This window comes from Anaerostipes amylophilus, assembly GCF_025567365.1.
Lineage (GTDB): Bacteria > Bacillota > Clostridia > Lachnospirales > Lachnospiraceae > Anaerostipes > Anaerostipes amylophilus.
The window spans coordinates 39,045-54,443 of sequence record NZ_JAOQJG010000005.1 but is presented as its reverse complement, the minus strand read 5'-3'; the positions used below and the strand labels follow the sequence as shown (position 1 = coordinate 54,443).

20 protein-coding genes and 1 pseudogene are annotated in these 15,399 nt (G+C 36.5%); 20 read left to right on the top strand and 1 reads right to left on the bottom strand.

What is annotated here, in order from left to right; all coding sequences use genetic code 11:
- Positions 1-2: 2 nt before the first annotated feature.
- The 20 genes and pseudogenes from map to OCV53_RS08015 all read left to right on the top strand — a co-directional run bounded on the left by map (position 3) and on the right by OCV53_RS08015 (position 14,026).
- On the top strand, positions 3-758 hold the full coding sequence (map, locus tag OCV53_RS08110) for a type I methionyl aminopeptidase (RefSeq protein ID WP_055197602.1): 756 nt from the start codon (positions 3-5) through the stop codon (positions 756-758).
- 10 nt (positions 759-768) lie between these two features.
- Positions 769-987, top strand: coding sequence for a translation initiation factor IF-1 (infA, locus tag OCV53_RS08105; protein ID WP_008393377.1), 219 nt, complete (start codon positions 769-771; stop codon positions 985-987).
- Between the two features lie 78 nt (positions 988-1,065).
- Complete coding sequence (gene rpmJ, locus OCV53_RS08100) at positions 1,066-1,179, top strand: 50S ribosomal protein L36 (protein ID WP_009203726.1); 114 nt, start codon at positions 1,066-1,068, stop codon at positions 1,177-1,179.
- Positions 1,180-1,453: 274 nt separating this feature from the next.
- Positions 1,454-1,822: a 30S ribosomal protein S13 gene (rpsM, locus tag OCV53_RS08095; RefSeq protein ID WP_008393376.1), complete on the top strand. Its 369-nt coding sequence runs from the start codon at positions 1,454-1,456 to the stop codon at positions 1,820-1,822.
- Between the two features lie 122 nt (positions 1,823-1,944).
- Positions 1,945-2,337: a 30S ribosomal protein S11 gene (gene rpsK / locus OCV53_RS08090; RefSeq protein ID WP_008393375.1), complete on the top strand. Its 393-nt coding sequence runs from the start codon at positions 1,945-1,947 to the stop codon at positions 2,335-2,337.
- 20 nt (positions 2,338-2,357) lie between these two features.
- Positions 2,358-2,951, top strand: a complete 594-nt coding sequence (gene rpsD, locus OCV53_RS08085) for a 30S ribosomal protein S4 (protein WP_055197600.1) — start codon at positions 2,358-2,360, stop codon at positions 2,949-2,951.
- Positions 2,952-2,990: 39 nt separating this feature from the next.
- On the top strand, positions 2,991-3,947 hold the full coding sequence (locus OCV53_RS08080; protein WP_008393371.1) for a DNA-directed RNA polymerase subunit alpha: 957 nt from the start codon (positions 2,991-2,993) through the stop codon (positions 3,945-3,947).
- 66 nt (positions 3,948-4,013) lie between these two features.
- Entirely contained in the window at positions 4,014-4,550 is a 537-nt protein-coding gene (locus OCV53_RS08075) for a bL17 family ribosomal protein (protein ID WP_055197599.1), read from the top strand.
- 227 nt (positions 4,551-4,777) lie between these two features.
- The gene (locus OCV53_RS08070; RefSeq protein WP_022374216.1) at positions 4,778-5,629 is read left to right on the top strand and encodes an energy-coupling factor transporter ATPase; all 852 of its coding nucleotides are present in this window, start codon (positions 4,778-4,780) and stop codon (positions 5,627-5,629) included.
- Positions 5,614-6,474 carry an energy-coupling factor transporter ATPase gene (locus OCV53_RS08065; protein WP_055197597.1) on the top strand — a complete coding sequence of 287 codons (861 nt, stop codon included), beginning with the start codon at positions 5,614-5,616 and terminating at the stop codon, positions 6,472-6,474. Before OCV53_RS08070 ends, OCV53_RS08065 begins: the two co-directional genes overlap by 16 nt.
- Before the next feature lies 1 nt (position 6,475).
- A complete protein-coding gene (locus OCV53_RS08060) occupies positions 6,476-7,285 on the top strand; it encodes an energy-coupling factor transporter transmembrane component T family protein (protein WP_055197595.1) in 810 nt (269 codons plus the stop codon).
- 6 nt (positions 7,286-7,291) lie between these two features.
- Entirely contained in the window at positions 7,292-8,050 is a 759-nt protein-coding gene (gene truA / locus OCV53_RS08055) for a tRNA pseudouridine(38-40) synthase TruA (RefSeq protein WP_055197593.1), read from the top strand.
- The gene (locus OCV53_RS08050; protein ID WP_055197591.1) at positions 8,040-8,981 is read left to right on the top strand and encodes an AEC family transporter; all 942 of its coding nucleotides are present in this window, start codon (positions 8,040-8,042) and stop codon (positions 8,979-8,981) included. The genes truA and OCV53_RS08050 overlap by 11 nt, the downstream gene beginning before the upstream one ends.
- Before the next feature lie 258 nt (positions 8,982-9,239).
- The gene (gene rplM / locus OCV53_RS08045; protein ID WP_008393360.1) at positions 9,240-9,674 is read left to right on the top strand and encodes a 50S ribosomal protein L13; all 435 of its coding nucleotides are present in this window, start codon (positions 9,240-9,242) and stop codon (positions 9,672-9,674) included.
- A 21-nt stretch (positions 9,675-9,695) separates the two neighbouring features.
- Positions 9,696-10,088, top strand: coding sequence for a 30S ribosomal protein S9 (gene rpsI, locus OCV53_RS08040; protein WP_022091912.1), 393 nt, complete (start codon positions 9,696-9,698; stop codon positions 10,086-10,088).
- Positions 10,089-10,202: 114 nt separating this feature from the next.
- Entirely contained in the window at positions 10,203-10,652 is a 450-nt protein-coding gene (locus tag OCV53_RS08035) for a hypothetical protein (RefSeq protein ID WP_055197589.1), read from the top strand.
- Between the two features lie 209 nt (positions 10,653-10,861).
- Positions 10,862-11,785: a leucine-rich repeat protein gene (locus tag OCV53_RS08030; protein WP_055197587.1), complete on the top strand. Its 924-nt coding sequence runs from the start codon at positions 10,862-10,864 to the stop codon at positions 11,783-11,785.
- 226 nt (positions 11,786-12,011) lie between these two features.
- A complete protein-coding gene (gene eno, locus OCV53_RS08025) occupies positions 12,012-13,310 on the top strand; it encodes a phosphopyruvate hydratase (RefSeq protein WP_055197585.1) in 1,299 nt (432 codons plus the stop codon).
- A 321-nt stretch (positions 13,311-13,631) separates the two neighbouring features.
- Positions 13,632-13,811: pseudogene (locus OCV53_RS12435) on the top strand (metal ABC transporter permease); the annotation flags it as partial.
- A 41-nt stretch (positions 13,812-13,852) separates the two neighbouring features.
- Positions 13,853-14,026: a hypothetical protein gene (locus OCV53_RS08015; protein ID WP_155492460.1), complete on the top strand. Its 174-nt coding sequence runs from the start codon at positions 13,853-13,855 to the stop codon at positions 14,024-14,026.
- A 92-nt stretch (positions 14,027-14,118) separates the two neighbouring features.
- Here OCV53_RS08015 and OCV53_RS08010 read toward each other — a convergent pair whose 3' ends face one another.
- Complete coding sequence (locus OCV53_RS08010) at positions 14,119-15,225, bottom strand: 5-methyltetrahydropteroyltriglutamate--homocysteine S-methyltransferase (protein WP_055197581.1); 1,107 nt, start codon at positions 15,223-15,225, stop codon at positions 14,119-14,121.
- Positions 15,226-15,399 lie beyond the last annotated feature (174 nt).

Genomic DNA, 15,399 nt, shown 5'->3' with positions numbered 1-15,399 from the left:
CCATGGCAGTTACGATCAAATCAAAAAAAGAAATCAAACTTATGCGGGAAGCTGGAAAAATGTTAGAAGAGGTTCACAATAAGCTAGCTGATTTCATAAAACCAGGAATCTCTACATTAGAGATTGACCAGTTTGGAGAAAAAGCGATCAGAGATCTTGGATGTGTACCAAACTTTTTAAACTATAATGGATATCCGGCATCCATCTGTGTATCTGTCAATGACGAAGTCGTACATGGTATTCCAAGAAAAGACCGGATTTTACAGGATGGAGATATTGTAAGTCTGGATGCAGGGCTGATCCATGAAGGATATCATTCCGATGCAGCAAGAACGCATGCTGTTGGAAATATTTCCGAAGAAGCAAAGAGACTTATTGAAGTTACAAAACAAAGTTTCTTTGAAGGAATCAAACTTGCAGTTCCAGGAAATCATTTGTTTGACATATCTGAAGCAATTCAGAAATATGTAGAAAGTAATGGATATTCCGTAGTCAGAGATTTGGTGGGACATGGAATTGGAACACATCTTCATGAAGACCCACAGATTCCGAACTTCAAACAAAGAAGAAAAGGAATGAAATTAAGACCGGGAATGACACTTGCCATTGAACCAATGGTAAATGAAGGTAGTTATGATGTCGTCTGGCTAGATGATGACTGGACAGTTGTTACAGAAGATGGAAGTCTGGCGGCACATTATGAAAACACGATCGTCATCACAGAAGATGGTTGTGAAATATTGACTTTGTCTGAATAGGAGGAGTAAAATGGCAAAATCAGAAGCAATTGAAGTAGAAGGAGTAGTGTTAGAGAAGTTACCAAACGCTATGTTCAAAGTAGAAATCGAAGGTGGACACGTAATTTTAGCTCACATTAGTGGAAAGCTTAGAATGAACTACATCAAGATTTTACCAGGTGACAAAGTAACATTGGCATTATCACCATATGATTTATCAAAAGGAAGAATTATCTGGAGAGACAAATAAATTTAGAAAAAAGTCTTGAAATATTCAGAATATGATGATATAATCATACCCGAACGTTTTTTGAAAGGAGATATTCAAGTGAAGGTTAGAGCATCTGTAAAACCAATTTGCGAAAAATGCAAGGTTATCAAGAGAAAAGGATCTGTCAGAGTAATCTGTGAGAATCCAAAACACAAACAGAGACAGGGATAATTACGACGTTCGATAAGAATATCGCAATAACCCTTGGTTTGTTGTGTATTCACCTATTTACTGCAAGAACAGTTTAGAGGTGTATTTTGTGATGTGTAGAGATACACACGCATAATTTAGGCGGCTGCAGTGTGAGTACAGGTACGCTCATACTGATTATTTATAGATAGAAAGATAATTTGAGGAAGAGACATATATATCATTTCACCGTACTGCGGATATATGGATTGCCCTTAATAGACAAGTAATTATTTATTTTGGAGGAAAGAAAAACATGGCTCGTATTTCAGGTGTTGATTTACCAAGAGAAAAGCGTGTAGAGATTGGTCTTACTTATATTTATGGAATCGGTCTTTCAAGCGCAAAACGTATTTTGGCAGAGGCAAATGTTGATCCTGATACTCGTGTACGCGACTTAACTGATGATGAAGTTAAAAGAATCAGTGCAGTCATCAATGATACACAGGTTGTAGAAGGTGATTTAAGAAGAGAAATCGCTCTTAACATTAAGAGATTAAAAGAAATTGGATGCTACAGAGGAAAACGTCATAGACAGGGACTTCCTTGCCGTGGACAGAAAACAAAAACAAACGCAAGAACACGTAAAGGTCCTAAGAAAACAGTAGCTAACAAGAAGAAATAATAAACACTAGATTTGTAGTGTTATGACACACCCGGCTGTATGGACAGTCCGGAATAGCATAAGATTTGCAGTATCGGCAATCTTTTTGGAATTGAAATGAAGAAAGAAAGGTATACGTAATTATGGCTAAAGTTACAAAGAAAAGTGCAAAAAAACGTGTAAAGAAGAATGTACAGCACGGACAGGCACATATTCAGTCATCTTTTAATAATACAATCGTTACATTAACAGATGCACAGGGAAATGCTCTTTCTTGGGCAAGTGCAGGTGGATTAGGATTCAGAGGATCCAAAAAATCTACACCATATGCAGCTCAGATGGCAGCTGAAACTGCAACAAAAGCAGCATTAGTGCATGGATTAAAATCAGTAGATGTAATGGTTAAAGGTCCAGGATCAGGAAGAGAAGCAGCAATCCGTGCTTTATCAGCAGCAGGATTAGAAGTTACAAGCATCAGCGATGTAACACCTGTTCCACATAATGGATGTCGCCCACCAAAACGTAGAAGAGTCTAATTATAGGAGGATAATTAAAGATGGCAGTAGATAGAACTCCAGTCTTAAAGAGATGCAGATCCTTAGGTTTAGATCCTGTCTTTTTAGGAATTGATAAAAAATCAAACAGAAGTTTAAATAGATCAAACAGAAAGAAAAGTGAATACGGACTTCAGCTTTGCGAAAAACAGAAAGCTAAATTCATCTATGGTGTATTAGAAAAACCTTTCCGTAACTACTATGCAAAAGCAGAAAGAATGAAAGGTCAGACTGGTACAAACCTGATGACATTATTAGAGCTTCGTTTAGATAACGTATTATTCCGTTTAGGATACGGAAGAACAAGAAAAGAATGCAGACAGATCGTTGACCATAAACATGTATTAGTTAATGGAAAACAGGTTAACATTCCTTCTTACCAGGTAAAAGCTGGGGACGTTATCGAAATTAAAGAAAAACACAGAACATCTCCAAGATACAAAGAGATCTTAGAAGTAACAGAAGGAAGAATGATCCCTTCATGGTTAGAAGCAGATCATGATAACTTTACAGGAACTGTAAAAGAACTTCCATCTAGAGATGAAATCGACGTACCAGTTAACGAAACATTAATCGTCGAGTTATATTCTAAATAATAACCCTCAAGTTAAACCTAAGCCAAAAGGAGGGCACGTATGTTTGAATTTGAAAAACCAAATATTGAGATTAATGAGATTTCAGAAGATAACCGTTTTGGACGCTTTGTTGTGGAACCTTTGGAAAGAGGTTATGGTACAACTTTAGGAAATTCCTTAAGACGTATCATGCTTTCTTCTCTGCCAGGTGCAGCAGTAAGTTCAGTAAAGATCAAAGGTGTTCTGCATGAATTCAGTTCCATCCCGGGAGTTAAGGAAGATGTACCTGAGATCATCATGAATATCAAATCTCTGGCAATTAAAAACAACAGCTCATCCGCTGAAACAAAGCAGGCTTATATCGAGTTTTCAGGAAAGGGTGTAGTAACTGCCGGAGATATTAAAGCGGACAGTGATATCGAAATCTTAAATCCAGAGCTTGTGATCGCAACATTAAGTGATGACAGCAGCAAACTGGATATGGAGCTTACAATCACAAACGGACGCGGATATGTAGGCGCAGACAAAGCAGACAAAGAAGGAAAAGCAATCGATGAGATCGCTGTTGATGCAATTTACACACCAGTAGAACGTGTAAACTTAAAAGTTGAGAATACTCGTGTAGGTCAGATCACAGATTATGACAAATTAACATTAGATGTATTCACAAACGGAACATTAACACCAGATGAGTCTGTAAGTTTAGCAGCGAAAGTATTATGCGAGCACTTAAACTTATTCGTTGATCTTTCTGAGAATGCCAAGACAGCAGAAGTCATGGTAGAAAAAGAAGACGACGAAAAAGAAAAAGTTCTTGAAATGAGCATTGACGAATTAGAATTATCAGTTCGTTCTTACAACTGCTTAAAGAGAGCTGGCATCAATACAGTAGAAGAATTAACAAATAAAACTTCTGAAGATATGATGAAAGTTCGTAACTTAGGACGTAAATCATTAGAAGAAGTTTTAGCTAAATTAAGTGAATTAGGATTATCCCTAAGTTCAGGAGAAGAATAGAAACCAAGACCCGCCTAGGCTGAAGGAATAAGTAAGCAAGGCGAAAAAACACAGGAGGTCATTATAATGGCAAAATATAGAAAATTAGGAAGATCAGCTTCCCAGAGAAAAGCACTGATCCGTGCAGAAGTAACAAATCTGTTACATCATGGAAAAATCATTACAACTGAAGCAAAAGCAAAAGAAATCCGCAAGGTAGCTGAAAAACTTATCGCTTTAGCTGTAAGAGAAAAAGACAACTTTGAAACAGTTACAGTTGACGCTAAAGTTGCTAAAAAAGATGAAAACGGAAAACGCGTGAAAGAAGTTGTAGATGGTAAGAAAGTTACTGTTTATGAAACAGTTCAGAAAGAAATCAAAAAAGATTTACCATCCCGCTTACATGCAAGAAGACAGATGTTAAAGGTATTATATCCTGTAACAGAAGTTCCTACAGCAGCAGCTGGTAAGAAAGCTAATACAAAGAAAGTTGATTTAACAGCTAAGTTATTCGACGAGTATGCACCAAAATATGCAGAACGTAACGGTGGTTACACAAGAATCGTTAAGATTGCTCAGCGTAAAGGTGATGCAGCATTAAAAGTAGTACTTGAATTAGTTTAATCAACAGTTCAGTACTGACTATATTATTTAAATTCCAAATCGACAACAACAACAAAGAGGTCTTATCTCGGAACCACCGGGATAAGACTTTTCTTTATTCTATAGGAAAATCCTAGGGAATCACTTATGAAATCTTGCGTCCGCTTCCAAGGTATACTATACTAACATTATTATGGCTTGAAATAGGTTTAAGAAATAAAAGCCAAAAATCAGATTGGAGGATATTTATGTCCATACTAAAAATCAAAGACTTAGTTCACAAATATGTGACTTATGGAGATACAGAAGAAGACAAACAAGAGATTGCAGCGATCGATCATATTGATATCAATGTCGAGAAGGGGGAATTTGTAGCAATCCTTGGAAAGAATGGTTCTGGTAAATCATCTCTTGCAAAACACATCAACGGATTGTTAATGCCAACAGAAGGAGCAGTCTATATTAAAGGGATGGATACAAAAGATGAAAGTACACTTTTAAATGTCAGACAAAGTGCAGGAATCGTCTTTCAGAATCCAGATAACCAGATCGTAGGAACGACTGTCGAAGAAGATACAGCCTTTGGTCCAGAGAATCTTGGAGTCGAACCAAAAGATATCTGGACAAGGATTACAGCAGCTTTGACAGGCGTAGGAATGATGGCCTACAAAGAAGCAAGTCCCAATCACCTCTCAGGAGGACAGAAGCAAAGAGTAGCGATCGCAGGAATCATGGCAATGGAACCAGAATGTATCGTATTAGATGAACCCACAGCCATGTTAGACCCAGAAGGCCGCAGACATGTTTTATCACTTGTCAAAGCATTGAATAAAGAAAAGAATATCACGATTCTTATGGTAACTCATCATATGGAAGAAGTGATTTTAGCTGACCGCATCATTGTGATGGATCAGGGTAAGATTGTTATGGATGGAAAACCAAAAGAAATCTTTTCAAGAGTCGATGAGATGAAAGCGTTAGGTCTGGAAGTTCCATACGCAACTGAACTTGCATGGGAACTCAAAAAAGAAGGTGTCAACTTGTCGGATACGATCACAACAAAGGAAGAGCTGGTGGAAGAATTATGTCAATTCGTTTAGAACATGTAAGTTACGCATATGAAGATAATTCCAGTAAGAAGAATTATGCATTAAAAGATGTAAATTTAGAAATAAAAAAAGAAGAATTTATCGCAGTGATCGGCCATACAGGCTCTGGAAAGTCAACACTGATTCAGCATCTCAATGGTCTGATCCGCCCAACATCAGGAAAGATTTATTTTGATGATGAAGATATCTATGCAGATGGATATCCATTACGGGAACTTCGAGGGAAAGTTGGAATCTGCTTCCAGTATCCAGAACATCAGTTGTTTGAGACAACAATCTTGGATGATGTATGTTTTGGACCAATGAACTTTGGTAAGACAAAAGAAGAAGCCAAAGAAATAGCTATTAAATGTTTAAAAGATGTCGGATTACCAGAAAAACTATATGAGAAATCTCCATTTGAGTTATCAGGTGGGCAGAAACGAAGAGTAGCGATCGCAGGAATTCTTGCAATGGAACCAGAATACTTTATTCTTGATGAGCCAACTGCAGGATTAGATCCAGTCGGAAAAGATCAGATATTAAATCTCTTAAAGAAACTTCATGAAGAAAAGAAGATCACGATCATCTTAGTCTCTCATAGCATGGAGGATGTTGCAGATTATGCACAGAGAGTTATTGTTATGAATCATGGTCAGGTCATGTATGAAGGAGATAAAAAAGAAGTATTTTCTCATAAGAAAGAATTGGAAGCGGCAGGACTTGCTGTACCATTTTATCGTCAGGTATGCGAAGAACTTGCAGACAGAGGTTTTCCAATTCAAAGAGACTTACTGACATTAGAAGAAACAAAAGGCGCGATCATACAAGGATTAAAGGAACTGAGAGGAAAATAAAATGCTCAAAGATATAACAATTGGACAATACTATAAAGAAGACTCTCTGATCCACAGATTAGATCCGAGAGTGAAATTATTTGCAGTCTTGATCTATGTCATTACATTATTTATGCATAAATCACCTGCAACTTATGTGATGTCACTGCTATTTTTAGTTTTAACGATCAAGATATCAAAAGTACCAGTAAAATATATTTTAAGAGGACTCAAAGCAATTGCAGTGATCTTGTTGTTCTCTGTGATGATCAATATGCTATTTATTCCAGGAAAGCCAGTGATCCAGTTTTGGATCATATCCATTTCTGCGGAAGGAATCAGGACAACGATCTATCTAGGAAGTCGTCTGATCATGTTAGTTTTAGGAACATCCTTACTGACATTTACAACAACACCAAATGAGCTGACAGACGGATTGGACAAATCCTTAGGATTTTTAAATAAGATCGGAGTGCCAGTTCACGAGATTGCAATGATGATGTCAATTGCCTTAAGATTTATTCCAATTTTGACTGAGGAATTAGAAAAGATCATGAAAGCCCAGACAGCCAGGGGAATTGATTTTGAATCTGGAGGACTTTTAAAACGAGTGAAAAGTATGGTACCGATCATCGTACCTCTGTTTGTTGCGGCAATCCGAAGAGCCAATGACCTTGCGATGGCAATGGAATCTCGTTGTTATCATGGCGGAGTTGGAAGAACCAAATTAAAACCATTAAAATATGAAAAAAGAGATAAAATGGCATACATTTTCCTATTTGCATTTTTAGCAGTGATGATCTATTTATCTTTTTTTAGTCCATGGAGGTAAGACACGATGAAACGAGTGAAATTAGTCGTAGCCTACGATGGAACAAATTATTGCGGATGGCAGGTACAGCCAAATGAGATTACGATCGAAGGTGTTTTAAATAAGCATATTTCAGAACTTACAGGAGAAGATATCAAAGTCATCGGAGCCAGCAGAACCGATTCTGGAGTACATGCCCTTGGAAATGTAGCAGTATTCGATACAGAAAGCCGTATTCCAGGAGAGAAGATGGCAAAAGCATTAAATGCAAGACTTCCAGAAGATATCATCATTCAGGGTTCCAAAGAAGTGCCACTAGATTACCATCCAAGATTTCAGGATACAAGAAAGACATACGAATATACATTTTATAATGCAAGATACGACAATCCTGTAACGAGTCGCCACCATCATTTTGTATATGTACCACTTGATGTAGAGAAAATGAAAAAGGCAGCTTCTTATTTTTTAGGAGAACATTGTTTTATCAGCATGTGCAGCAGCAAGGCCCAGGTTACATCCTATGTAAGAGAAATCTACGAATGTAATGTCACACAAAATGGCAGATATATCACCATGAGGGTCACAGGAAGCGGTTTTCTCTATAATATGGTACGATTAATGGCAGGAACACTTTTAGAGGTCGGAAGAGGTAAAAAAGAGCCAGAATGGGTCAAAGAAATCTTAGCATCCAAAGAAAGAGTCACACCAGGACCAAAACTTCCAGCCAAAGGACTGACATTAATTCAGATTGAATATCCGGAGGACAGAGCGAATGCAGAATAGCTTTATCATTTTTCAGAAATTATTAGTGCTGTTTGGGTTTATGTTCATTGGATATTTAAGTTACAAAAAAGAATGGATCACAGACCACACAGAATCACAATTATCAGGACTGGTACTTAATATATTTAATCCAGCTCTGATCATTTCAGGAGTCGTTGGATCTTCTGAAAATGGGAATTGGACAATGGTGCTTATAAATCTGCTTCTTGCAGTTATCTTATTTGCAATATTGATCTTCATTAGTCCATTGTTTGTGAGAATTCTAAGAATACCAAAGAATGAAAGAAATATTTATTCCGTGATGCTGATCTTTTCAAATCTTGGATTTATGGGAATCCCGATCATAGAAGAATTATATGGAAAAGGTGCGATCATTTATGTTGTACTGTATTCCTTTGTTTACAGCATTATTTTCTATTCATATGGAATTTATCTGTTTGAGAAAGAGAAGGCATTGCAGACAGGGGAAAAAGCAAAGATCAAGTTTGAATGGAAAAAGATGATCAATCCAGGGATTGCAGCGAGCTTGATTGCAATGGTTATTTTCCTATTTCAGATTAAGGTGCCGGCACCAGCAGTAAGTTTCGTGGATTATCTTGGAAATTCATGTATTCCATTGTCTATGATCCTGACAGGAGTATCGGTAGCAAAACTTCCATTGATAGAAGTTTTCAAGGATAAGAAAATGTATTTCTTTACATTTTTAAAGATGTTGGTGATTCCAATCATTGCAGCAGTTTTGATCAGAAACTTTCATCTTGATCCAGTACTTTCAGGAATCATGGTATTAATGTTTGGAATGCCGAATGGAAGTATGGCGGTAATGATGTCGATCGATTATGGTTTAGACAGTTCAATCTGTAGTCGAGGAATCGTACTGACAACACTGTTATCAATCATAACGCTGCCGATCGTGGCATATTTGATATAAAAAATAAGATTTATCAACACAATTTCAACATAGACAGGCATAATATACCCATATATTGTGGACAGAATATAAAAATACAGACCATCTTGTGGATAACATCAAAAAATTATCAAAAACAACGAGAAAAAATCTTGACACACCCGGCGCTGTATTATATAATAAGAAACTGTGACATGAGAGAGAATACTACCCCAATGCCCCGGTGGGAGTATTTAATATAGACACATATGATTGATAGAAATTTTAAGGAGGAACACCATGAAAAGTTTTATGGCCAGCCCATCAACAATTGAAAGAGAATGGTATGTAGTTGATGCTACAGGACATACATTAGGACGTTTAGCATCTGAGATCGCAACAATCTTAAGAGGAAAAAACAAACCAACTTATACACCACATATCGACACAGGAGATAACGTGATCGTTATCAACGCTGAAAAGATCAAAGTAACTGGTAAGAAATTAGACCAGAAGATCTACTATCATCATTCAGACTATGTTGGTGGAATGAAAGAACAGACATTAAAAGAAAAATTAGCTAAGAAACCTGAAGACGTAATCTATCTTGCAGTTAAAGGAATGCTTCCAAAAGGACCTTTAGGAAGACAGATGATTAAGAAACTTCACGTATATGCAGGTGCAGAGCACAATCATGCAGCTCAGCAGCCAAAAGCATTAGAGATCAAGTATTAATTTTTGAAGGAGGAAGAAGCAGTGGCTACAGCAAAATATTACGGAACTGGTAGAAGAAAACACAGTGTTGCCAGAGTATATTTAGTACCTGGAACAGGAAAAATCACAATCAACAAAAGAGATATCGATGAATATCTTGGATTAGAAACATTAAAAGTAGTTGTACGTCAGCCATTAGTTGCAACAGATACAATTGACAAATATGATGTATTAGTAAACGTTCATGGTGGTGGATTTACAGGACAGGCTGGAGCAATCCGTCATGGTATTTCCAGAGCTTTATTACAGGTTGATGGAGAATTCCGTTCAACATTAAAGAAAGCTGGATTCTTAACAAGAGACCCAAGAATGAAAGAAAGAAAGAAACCAGGTCTTCGCAAAGCACGTCGTGCACCACAGTTCTCAAAACGTTAATCATACGTTACGGAAGATACAAAGAATATACAGAGCCTTTCAGTGGAGAAATCTACTGGAAGGCTTTTCTTTTTGTATTCAAAAATGCTACAATATTCCAGATGGAGCAATTCTATGAAGTCATACCTAACAGCATTGGACGATGGTTCATTTATGAGGGTACAGTATGGAAGTAAGATTATAGGTAAGGAATTACCAGTTTTTGGTGGATTTTATGCAACAAAAGATAATTATTATGTCGTAACAGGAGAGAATAACACAGACGAAGACAATACAAAAGAAGTATATCGAATTACAAAATACGATAAACACTGGAACAAGATAACATCAACAGGATTAACAAACTGCAATACAACAAAACAATTTAATGCAGGATCATGTAGAATAGATGTTTCAGGAAATTCTATGATCATTCATACATGTCATGAAATGTACAAAAGTGATGACGGATATAACCATCAGGCAAATGTTACGATTCAAGTAGATATTGATAAGATGAAGATCACAGATTCTTATACAGGAGTTATGGACCAGAGGGGATCAAGGATACTACACAATGGTTGATAATAATGGAGATTATCAGTCAACCATATAACAGAGATTCATAATGGACATCAGTATGCCTATGATCCAGATTCTGACACAGATGATACGATCACATTCCGCTGTACAGCATGTGATGCCCAAAAGATAGAAAAGAAAATTGTATTAGATCAAGTGTATTGGAGAAACAGTGAGGCAACCGATGATTCTTATTGGTGGTATGAAAGAGGATGGAAACAGAAGGCAGGAACAATCTAAAAGATTATCTTCCTTCCGATATTTCCAATACATCTTATGAAGCAAAGATAACAAATGTATCTAATGAAATTGTGACAGAAGCACAGAAAACAGATGCAAGCTATAGCTATAATGTAAGCAAAAATGGAAATATTGGTAATCAGGCAGAGATTGAATTTACGATCCACAGCAATAATTATGAAGATATTACATTTAAAGTTTATATAACATTAACTGATAGAATCACAGTAACTCCAAAAGAAGGCACAGAACCTGCAATTGAAGGAAGTAATGAACTATATTATGGACAAACAATTTCTGAATTAAAATTAAATACAAAAAAAGCAAAGTTTGTAACACCAGACGGAACAGAAGTATCTGGAATATTAAAATTTAACACTCCAGATGAGATGCCAGAAGTTGGTACCAAAACAGTAGAATATACATTTACACCGGATGAGGAACAATATAAATCATACATAGGAAACATAGCAATCAATGTAACCAAACAGACTCCAAAATTAGAAGGTATGAGATTGGATGGAAGTATCTATGATTCACAAAAGACATTTAAGGAGATTGCTATTGATACAGGTGTTGCTTCCGTAATGATCAATGGAATTACCTATAAAGTTACAAAAGTAGTAAATACTAAAAATGCACAGGTGATGATCAAGAGCTTGAATAAAAAGAAATCATCCATCGTGATTCCAGATTATGTCACAGTAAAAAGAGTAAAATGTAAAGTTGTATCTATCAATAAGAAAGCTTTGTATAAAGACACAAAACTAAAGAAACTTACGATAGGAAAGAATGTACAGACAATAGAAGATAATGCATTTAATGGATGTAAGAATTTAAAATCCATTACGATCAAATCCACAGTTCTTAAGAAACCAATGAAATTAAAAAAATAATCAACCAGGGGATATATGATAATTATTATCATATATCCCCATTGATTTTTTCAGACAAATCTAGTATCATAAATATCAGTTAGACAACACTAACTAAAACGTGAATGAATCATGTGGACTCCTCGATTGAGATCGACACCTGCAACAAAACGATCTCAAACTGGAAGCTTACTCTTCTTCCAGCGAGGAGTACTGCTATGTATAGGGAAAGGAGTCACAATCGAAAATGAATTATTTAGAAATTGAAAAAGTAGTCGGAAGAGAAATCTTAGATTCCAGAGGAAATCCAACAGTTGAGGCTGAGATCACATTGGTAGACGGAACAGTCGCAAGAGGAACAGCTCCAAGTGGTGCATCGACAGGAGAATTTGAAGCACTGGAATTAAGAGATGGAGATAAAGAAAGATATTTAGGAAAAGGTGTTACAAAAGCCGTAGAAAATATCAATACAAAGATCAGTGAAGCAATCATCGGATTAGACGCTTCTGATACATATGCAGTAGACAAAGCAATGATTGATGCAGATGGAACAAAAGATAAATCAAACTTCGGAGCAAATGCAATCTTAGCTGTATCTATCGCAGCAGCAAGAGCAGCAGCTACATCTCTTGAAGTACCTTTATACAGATTTTTAGGTGGGGTGTCAGGAAACAGACTTCCAGTGCCAATGATGAACATCGTAAATGGTGGATGTCATGCATTATCATCAGGACTTGATGTACAGGAATTCATGATCATGCCAGTTGGAGCTCCATCCTTCAAAGAATGTTTAAGATGGTGTGCTGAAGTATTCCACGCATTAGCAGGAATCTTAAAAGAAAGAGGACTTGCTACATCCGTAGGTGATGAAGGTGGATTCGCACCAGCATTAAAATCAGATGAAGAAGCAATCGAAACTATCTTAGAAGCAGTGAAAAAAGCAGGATACGAGCCAGGAAAAGACTTCAAGATCGCTATGGATGCTGCATCTTCAGAATGGAAGAGCGAAAAAGGAAAAGGATATTACAAACTGCCAAAAGCAGGAACAGAGTATACAGCTGAAGAACTGATCGAGCACTGGGCTGCATTATGTGAAAAATATCCAATCATCTCAATCGAAGATGGATTAGATGAAGAAGACTGGGAAGGATGGCAGAAACTTACGGAAAGACTTGGAGATAAAGTACAGTTAGTTGGAGACGACTTATTTGTAACAAATACAGAAAGACTTTCCAAAGGAATCGAAATGGGAGCAGGAAACTCTATCCTGATCAAATTAAACCAGATCGGATCTATCTCTGAAACATTAGAAGCGATCAAGATGGCACACAAAGCTGGATACACAGCCGTAACATCTCATCGTTCTGGTGAAACAGCAGATACAACGATCGCTGACTTAGCCGTTGCATTAAATACATGCCAGATCAAGACAGGAGCACCTTCAAGATCTGAACGTGTTGCAAAATACAATCAGTTATTAAGAATTGAAGAAGCTTTAGGAGACAGTGCAGTATATCCTGGAATCAAAGCATTCAACGTAAAATAATAAATAATAAGAACACAATTATAAAAAATGTAAATAATAGCCCTTTTAAGCCTCTGGATGTTATTGTCCAGAGGCTTTTTTCAATCGTGACAGTTCAATAATTTAACAATAAAATGAAAATCATTTTCAAATTAGGATATACGGAGGAAGACCAATTGCCAAGGAAATCACAATATAGAACCAAACAAATGATACAGTTATTAGAATATTAAAAAAGCATTCCAAGAGAACATCTGGATAAAAGATGCTACAGAGAATTGTCTGGTGGGCAGCAGCAAAGAGTTTTATTTCCAATATCCGTTTGTATGGTATGCATTGATCGTAGGAACACTTGCTATTGGATATCTTTTGATGAATATATTTTCGACAGGACCGAATCTCTCTGGCGATGTATGTAGTACATTATTTGGATCAACATCCATCCTTACGTTAACACACGAGGAAGTTTTATTATGTGCGGTTCTTTCAATCACGGTTGTGATATTATTCATCCTGCTGTATTTGGCAAAAAATATATAAGACTCATGGCGGGAATCTTCCTGATGATAGTTATATTTACAGGATGTGGAAATCATACGATATCGAAGAAAACATCAAAAAAGGAAATAGATTATGATCTGGTAAAGATGGATAAAGATGAAGTATATGCAACAGTTTATCAGATTGATGGGGATAATAATAAATATTGCAGATTAGCCAATGCAGTTATAAAATAGTTGTTAAAGATAATAGAGGATGTATCATCAAGTTTATGATACATCCTCTATTATTTTTGATATATTATTATGAAATATGCTTTACGGATATCCTATCCCCAGACTTCCTCAGCAATCTCCTTGATCAGAGCCATCTTTTTCCACTGATCGTCATCTGTTAAGATATTTCCTTCCTCTGTAGAAGAGAAACCACACTGAGGGCTTAAGCAAAGCTGATCAAGAGCAACATACTGTGTAGCTTCTTTGATACGCTCTTTGATCTCTTCTTTATCTTCAAGCTGAGGATCTTTAGAAGTAACAAGACCTAATACAACTTTCTGATCTTTGATGAAACGTAAAGGTTTGAAATCACCAGCACGATCACTGTCATACTCTAAGAAGAAACCATCAATCTTGCATCCGCCAAATAAAGTTTCAGCAACTGGCTCATATCCACCAGAAGAGAACCATGTAGAACGGAAGTTACCACGGCAGATATGCATTGTGATCGTCATATCCTCAGGTTTTGCTTCTAAAGCTTCATTAATCATCTTCACATAATTTTTTGCAATCTGGTCAAGATCAAGCCCACGGCTTGCATAATCATCACGTTTGCTCTGGTCACAGAATTCTCCCCAAGATGTATCATCAAACTGTAAATAACGGCATCCACGAGCGTAGAATGCTTTGATCGCTTTCTGATAAGCAAGAGCAATCTCATGATACAGATCATCTTCATTTTTGTAACGATCGATTGGCTGATAAGATTCACTTCCACGAACACAGCAGATTAAGTGAAGCATTGTAGGAGAAGGAATTGTCATCTTGCAGTCAATATCTCCAGCAACTTCTTTTAAATAAGAAAAATGATCTAAGAATTCACTGTTCTCATCAAAATCAACTTTATCAACGATCTCAAGAGTTGCAGCTTTTGGCTGATGTCCTTTAAAAGCAACAGACCAGTGATCTGCTTTGATCTCTTCAACCCCAACTAAAGAAGCAAGGAAATCAAGATGCCAGTAACGACGTCTTAATTCTCCGTCTGTCACTGCTTTTAATCCAGCAGCTTTTTCTTTTTCAACTAATTCTTTGATCGCTTTATCTTCCACTTCACGTAACTGGTCAGCAGATAAAGTCCCCTCTGCATATTCCGTACGTGCATCTTTTAAATAATCTGGTCGTAAAAAACTACCAACGATATCATATCTGTAAGGTCTCATAAGTATAAATCCTTTCTATATTAAATATTTTATTATTTGCCTACTAATATTATATAGAATATCAAATATAAATAAGAAAGTGAAATAACTATAAATAACAGTTTGCCATAACCTGAAGCTATAATGAGAATAATTTTCAGATAATTATGTCTTTCTTTTAACAATGATTGTATG

Coding starts and splice junctions, on each gene's coding strand:
- map (WP_055197602.1), top strand. CDS start 3: ATGGCAGTTACGATCAAATCAAAAAAAGAAATCAAACTTATGCGGGAA.
- infA (WP_008393377.1), top strand. CDS start 769: ATGGCAAAATCAGAAGCAATTGAAGTAGAAGGAGTAGTGTTAGAGAAG.
- rpsM (WP_008393376.1), top strand. CDS start 1,454: ATGGCTCGTATTTCAGGTGTTGATTTACCAAGAGAAAAGCGTGTAGAG.
- rpsK (WP_008393375.1), top strand. CDS start 1,945: ATGGCTAAAGTTACAAAGAAAAGTGCAAAAAAACGTGTAAAGAAGAAT.
- rpsD (WP_055197600.1), top strand. CDS start 2,358: ATGGCAGTAGATAGAACTCCAGTCTTAAAGAGATGCAGATCCTTAGGT.
- OCV53_RS08080 (WP_008393371.1), top strand. CDS start 2,991: ATGTTTGAATTTGAAAAACCAAATATTGAGATTAATGAGATTTCAGAA.
- OCV53_RS08075 (WP_055197599.1), top strand. CDS start 4,014: ATGGCAAAATATAGAAAATTAGGAAGATCAGCTTCCCAGAGAAAAGCA.
- OCV53_RS08070 (WP_022374216.1), top strand. CDS start 4,778: ATGTCCATACTAAAAATCAAAGACTTAGTTCACAAATATGTGACTTAT.
- OCV53_RS08065 (WP_055197597.1), top strand. CDS start 5,614: ATGTCAATTCGTTTAGAACATGTAAGTTACGCATATGAAGATAATTCC.
- OCV53_RS08060 (WP_055197595.1), top strand. CDS start 6,476: ATGCTCAAAGATATAACAATTGGACAATACTATAAAGAAGACTCTCTG.
- truA (WP_055197593.1), top strand. CDS start 7,292: ATGAAACGAGTGAAATTAGTCGTAGCCTACGATGGAACAAATTATTGC.
- OCV53_RS08050 (WP_055197591.1), top strand. CDS start 8,040: ATGCAGAATAGCTTTATCATTTTTCAGAAATTATTAGTGCTGTTTGGG.
- rplM (WP_008393360.1), top strand. CDS start 9,240: ATGAAAAGTTTTATGGCCAGCCCATCAACAATTGAAAGAGAATGGTAT.
- OCV53_RS08035 (WP_055197589.1), top strand. CDS start 10,203: ATGAAGTCATACCTAACAGCATTGGACGATGGTTCATTTATGAGGGTA.
- OCV53_RS08030 (WP_055197587.1), top strand. CDS start 10,862: ATGGAAACAGAAGGCAGGAACAATCTAAAAGATTATCTTCCTTCCGAT.
- eno (WP_055197585.1), top strand. CDS start 12,012: ATGAATTATTTAGAAATTGAAAAAGTAGTCGGAAGAGAAATCTTAGAT.
- OCV53_RS08015 (WP_155492460.1), top strand. CDS start 13,853: ATGATAGTTATATTTACAGGATGTGGAAATCATACGATATCGAAGAAA.
- OCV53_RS08010 (WP_055197581.1), bottom strand. CDS start 15,225: ATGAGACCTTACAGATATGATATCGTTGGTAGTTTTTTACGACCAGAT.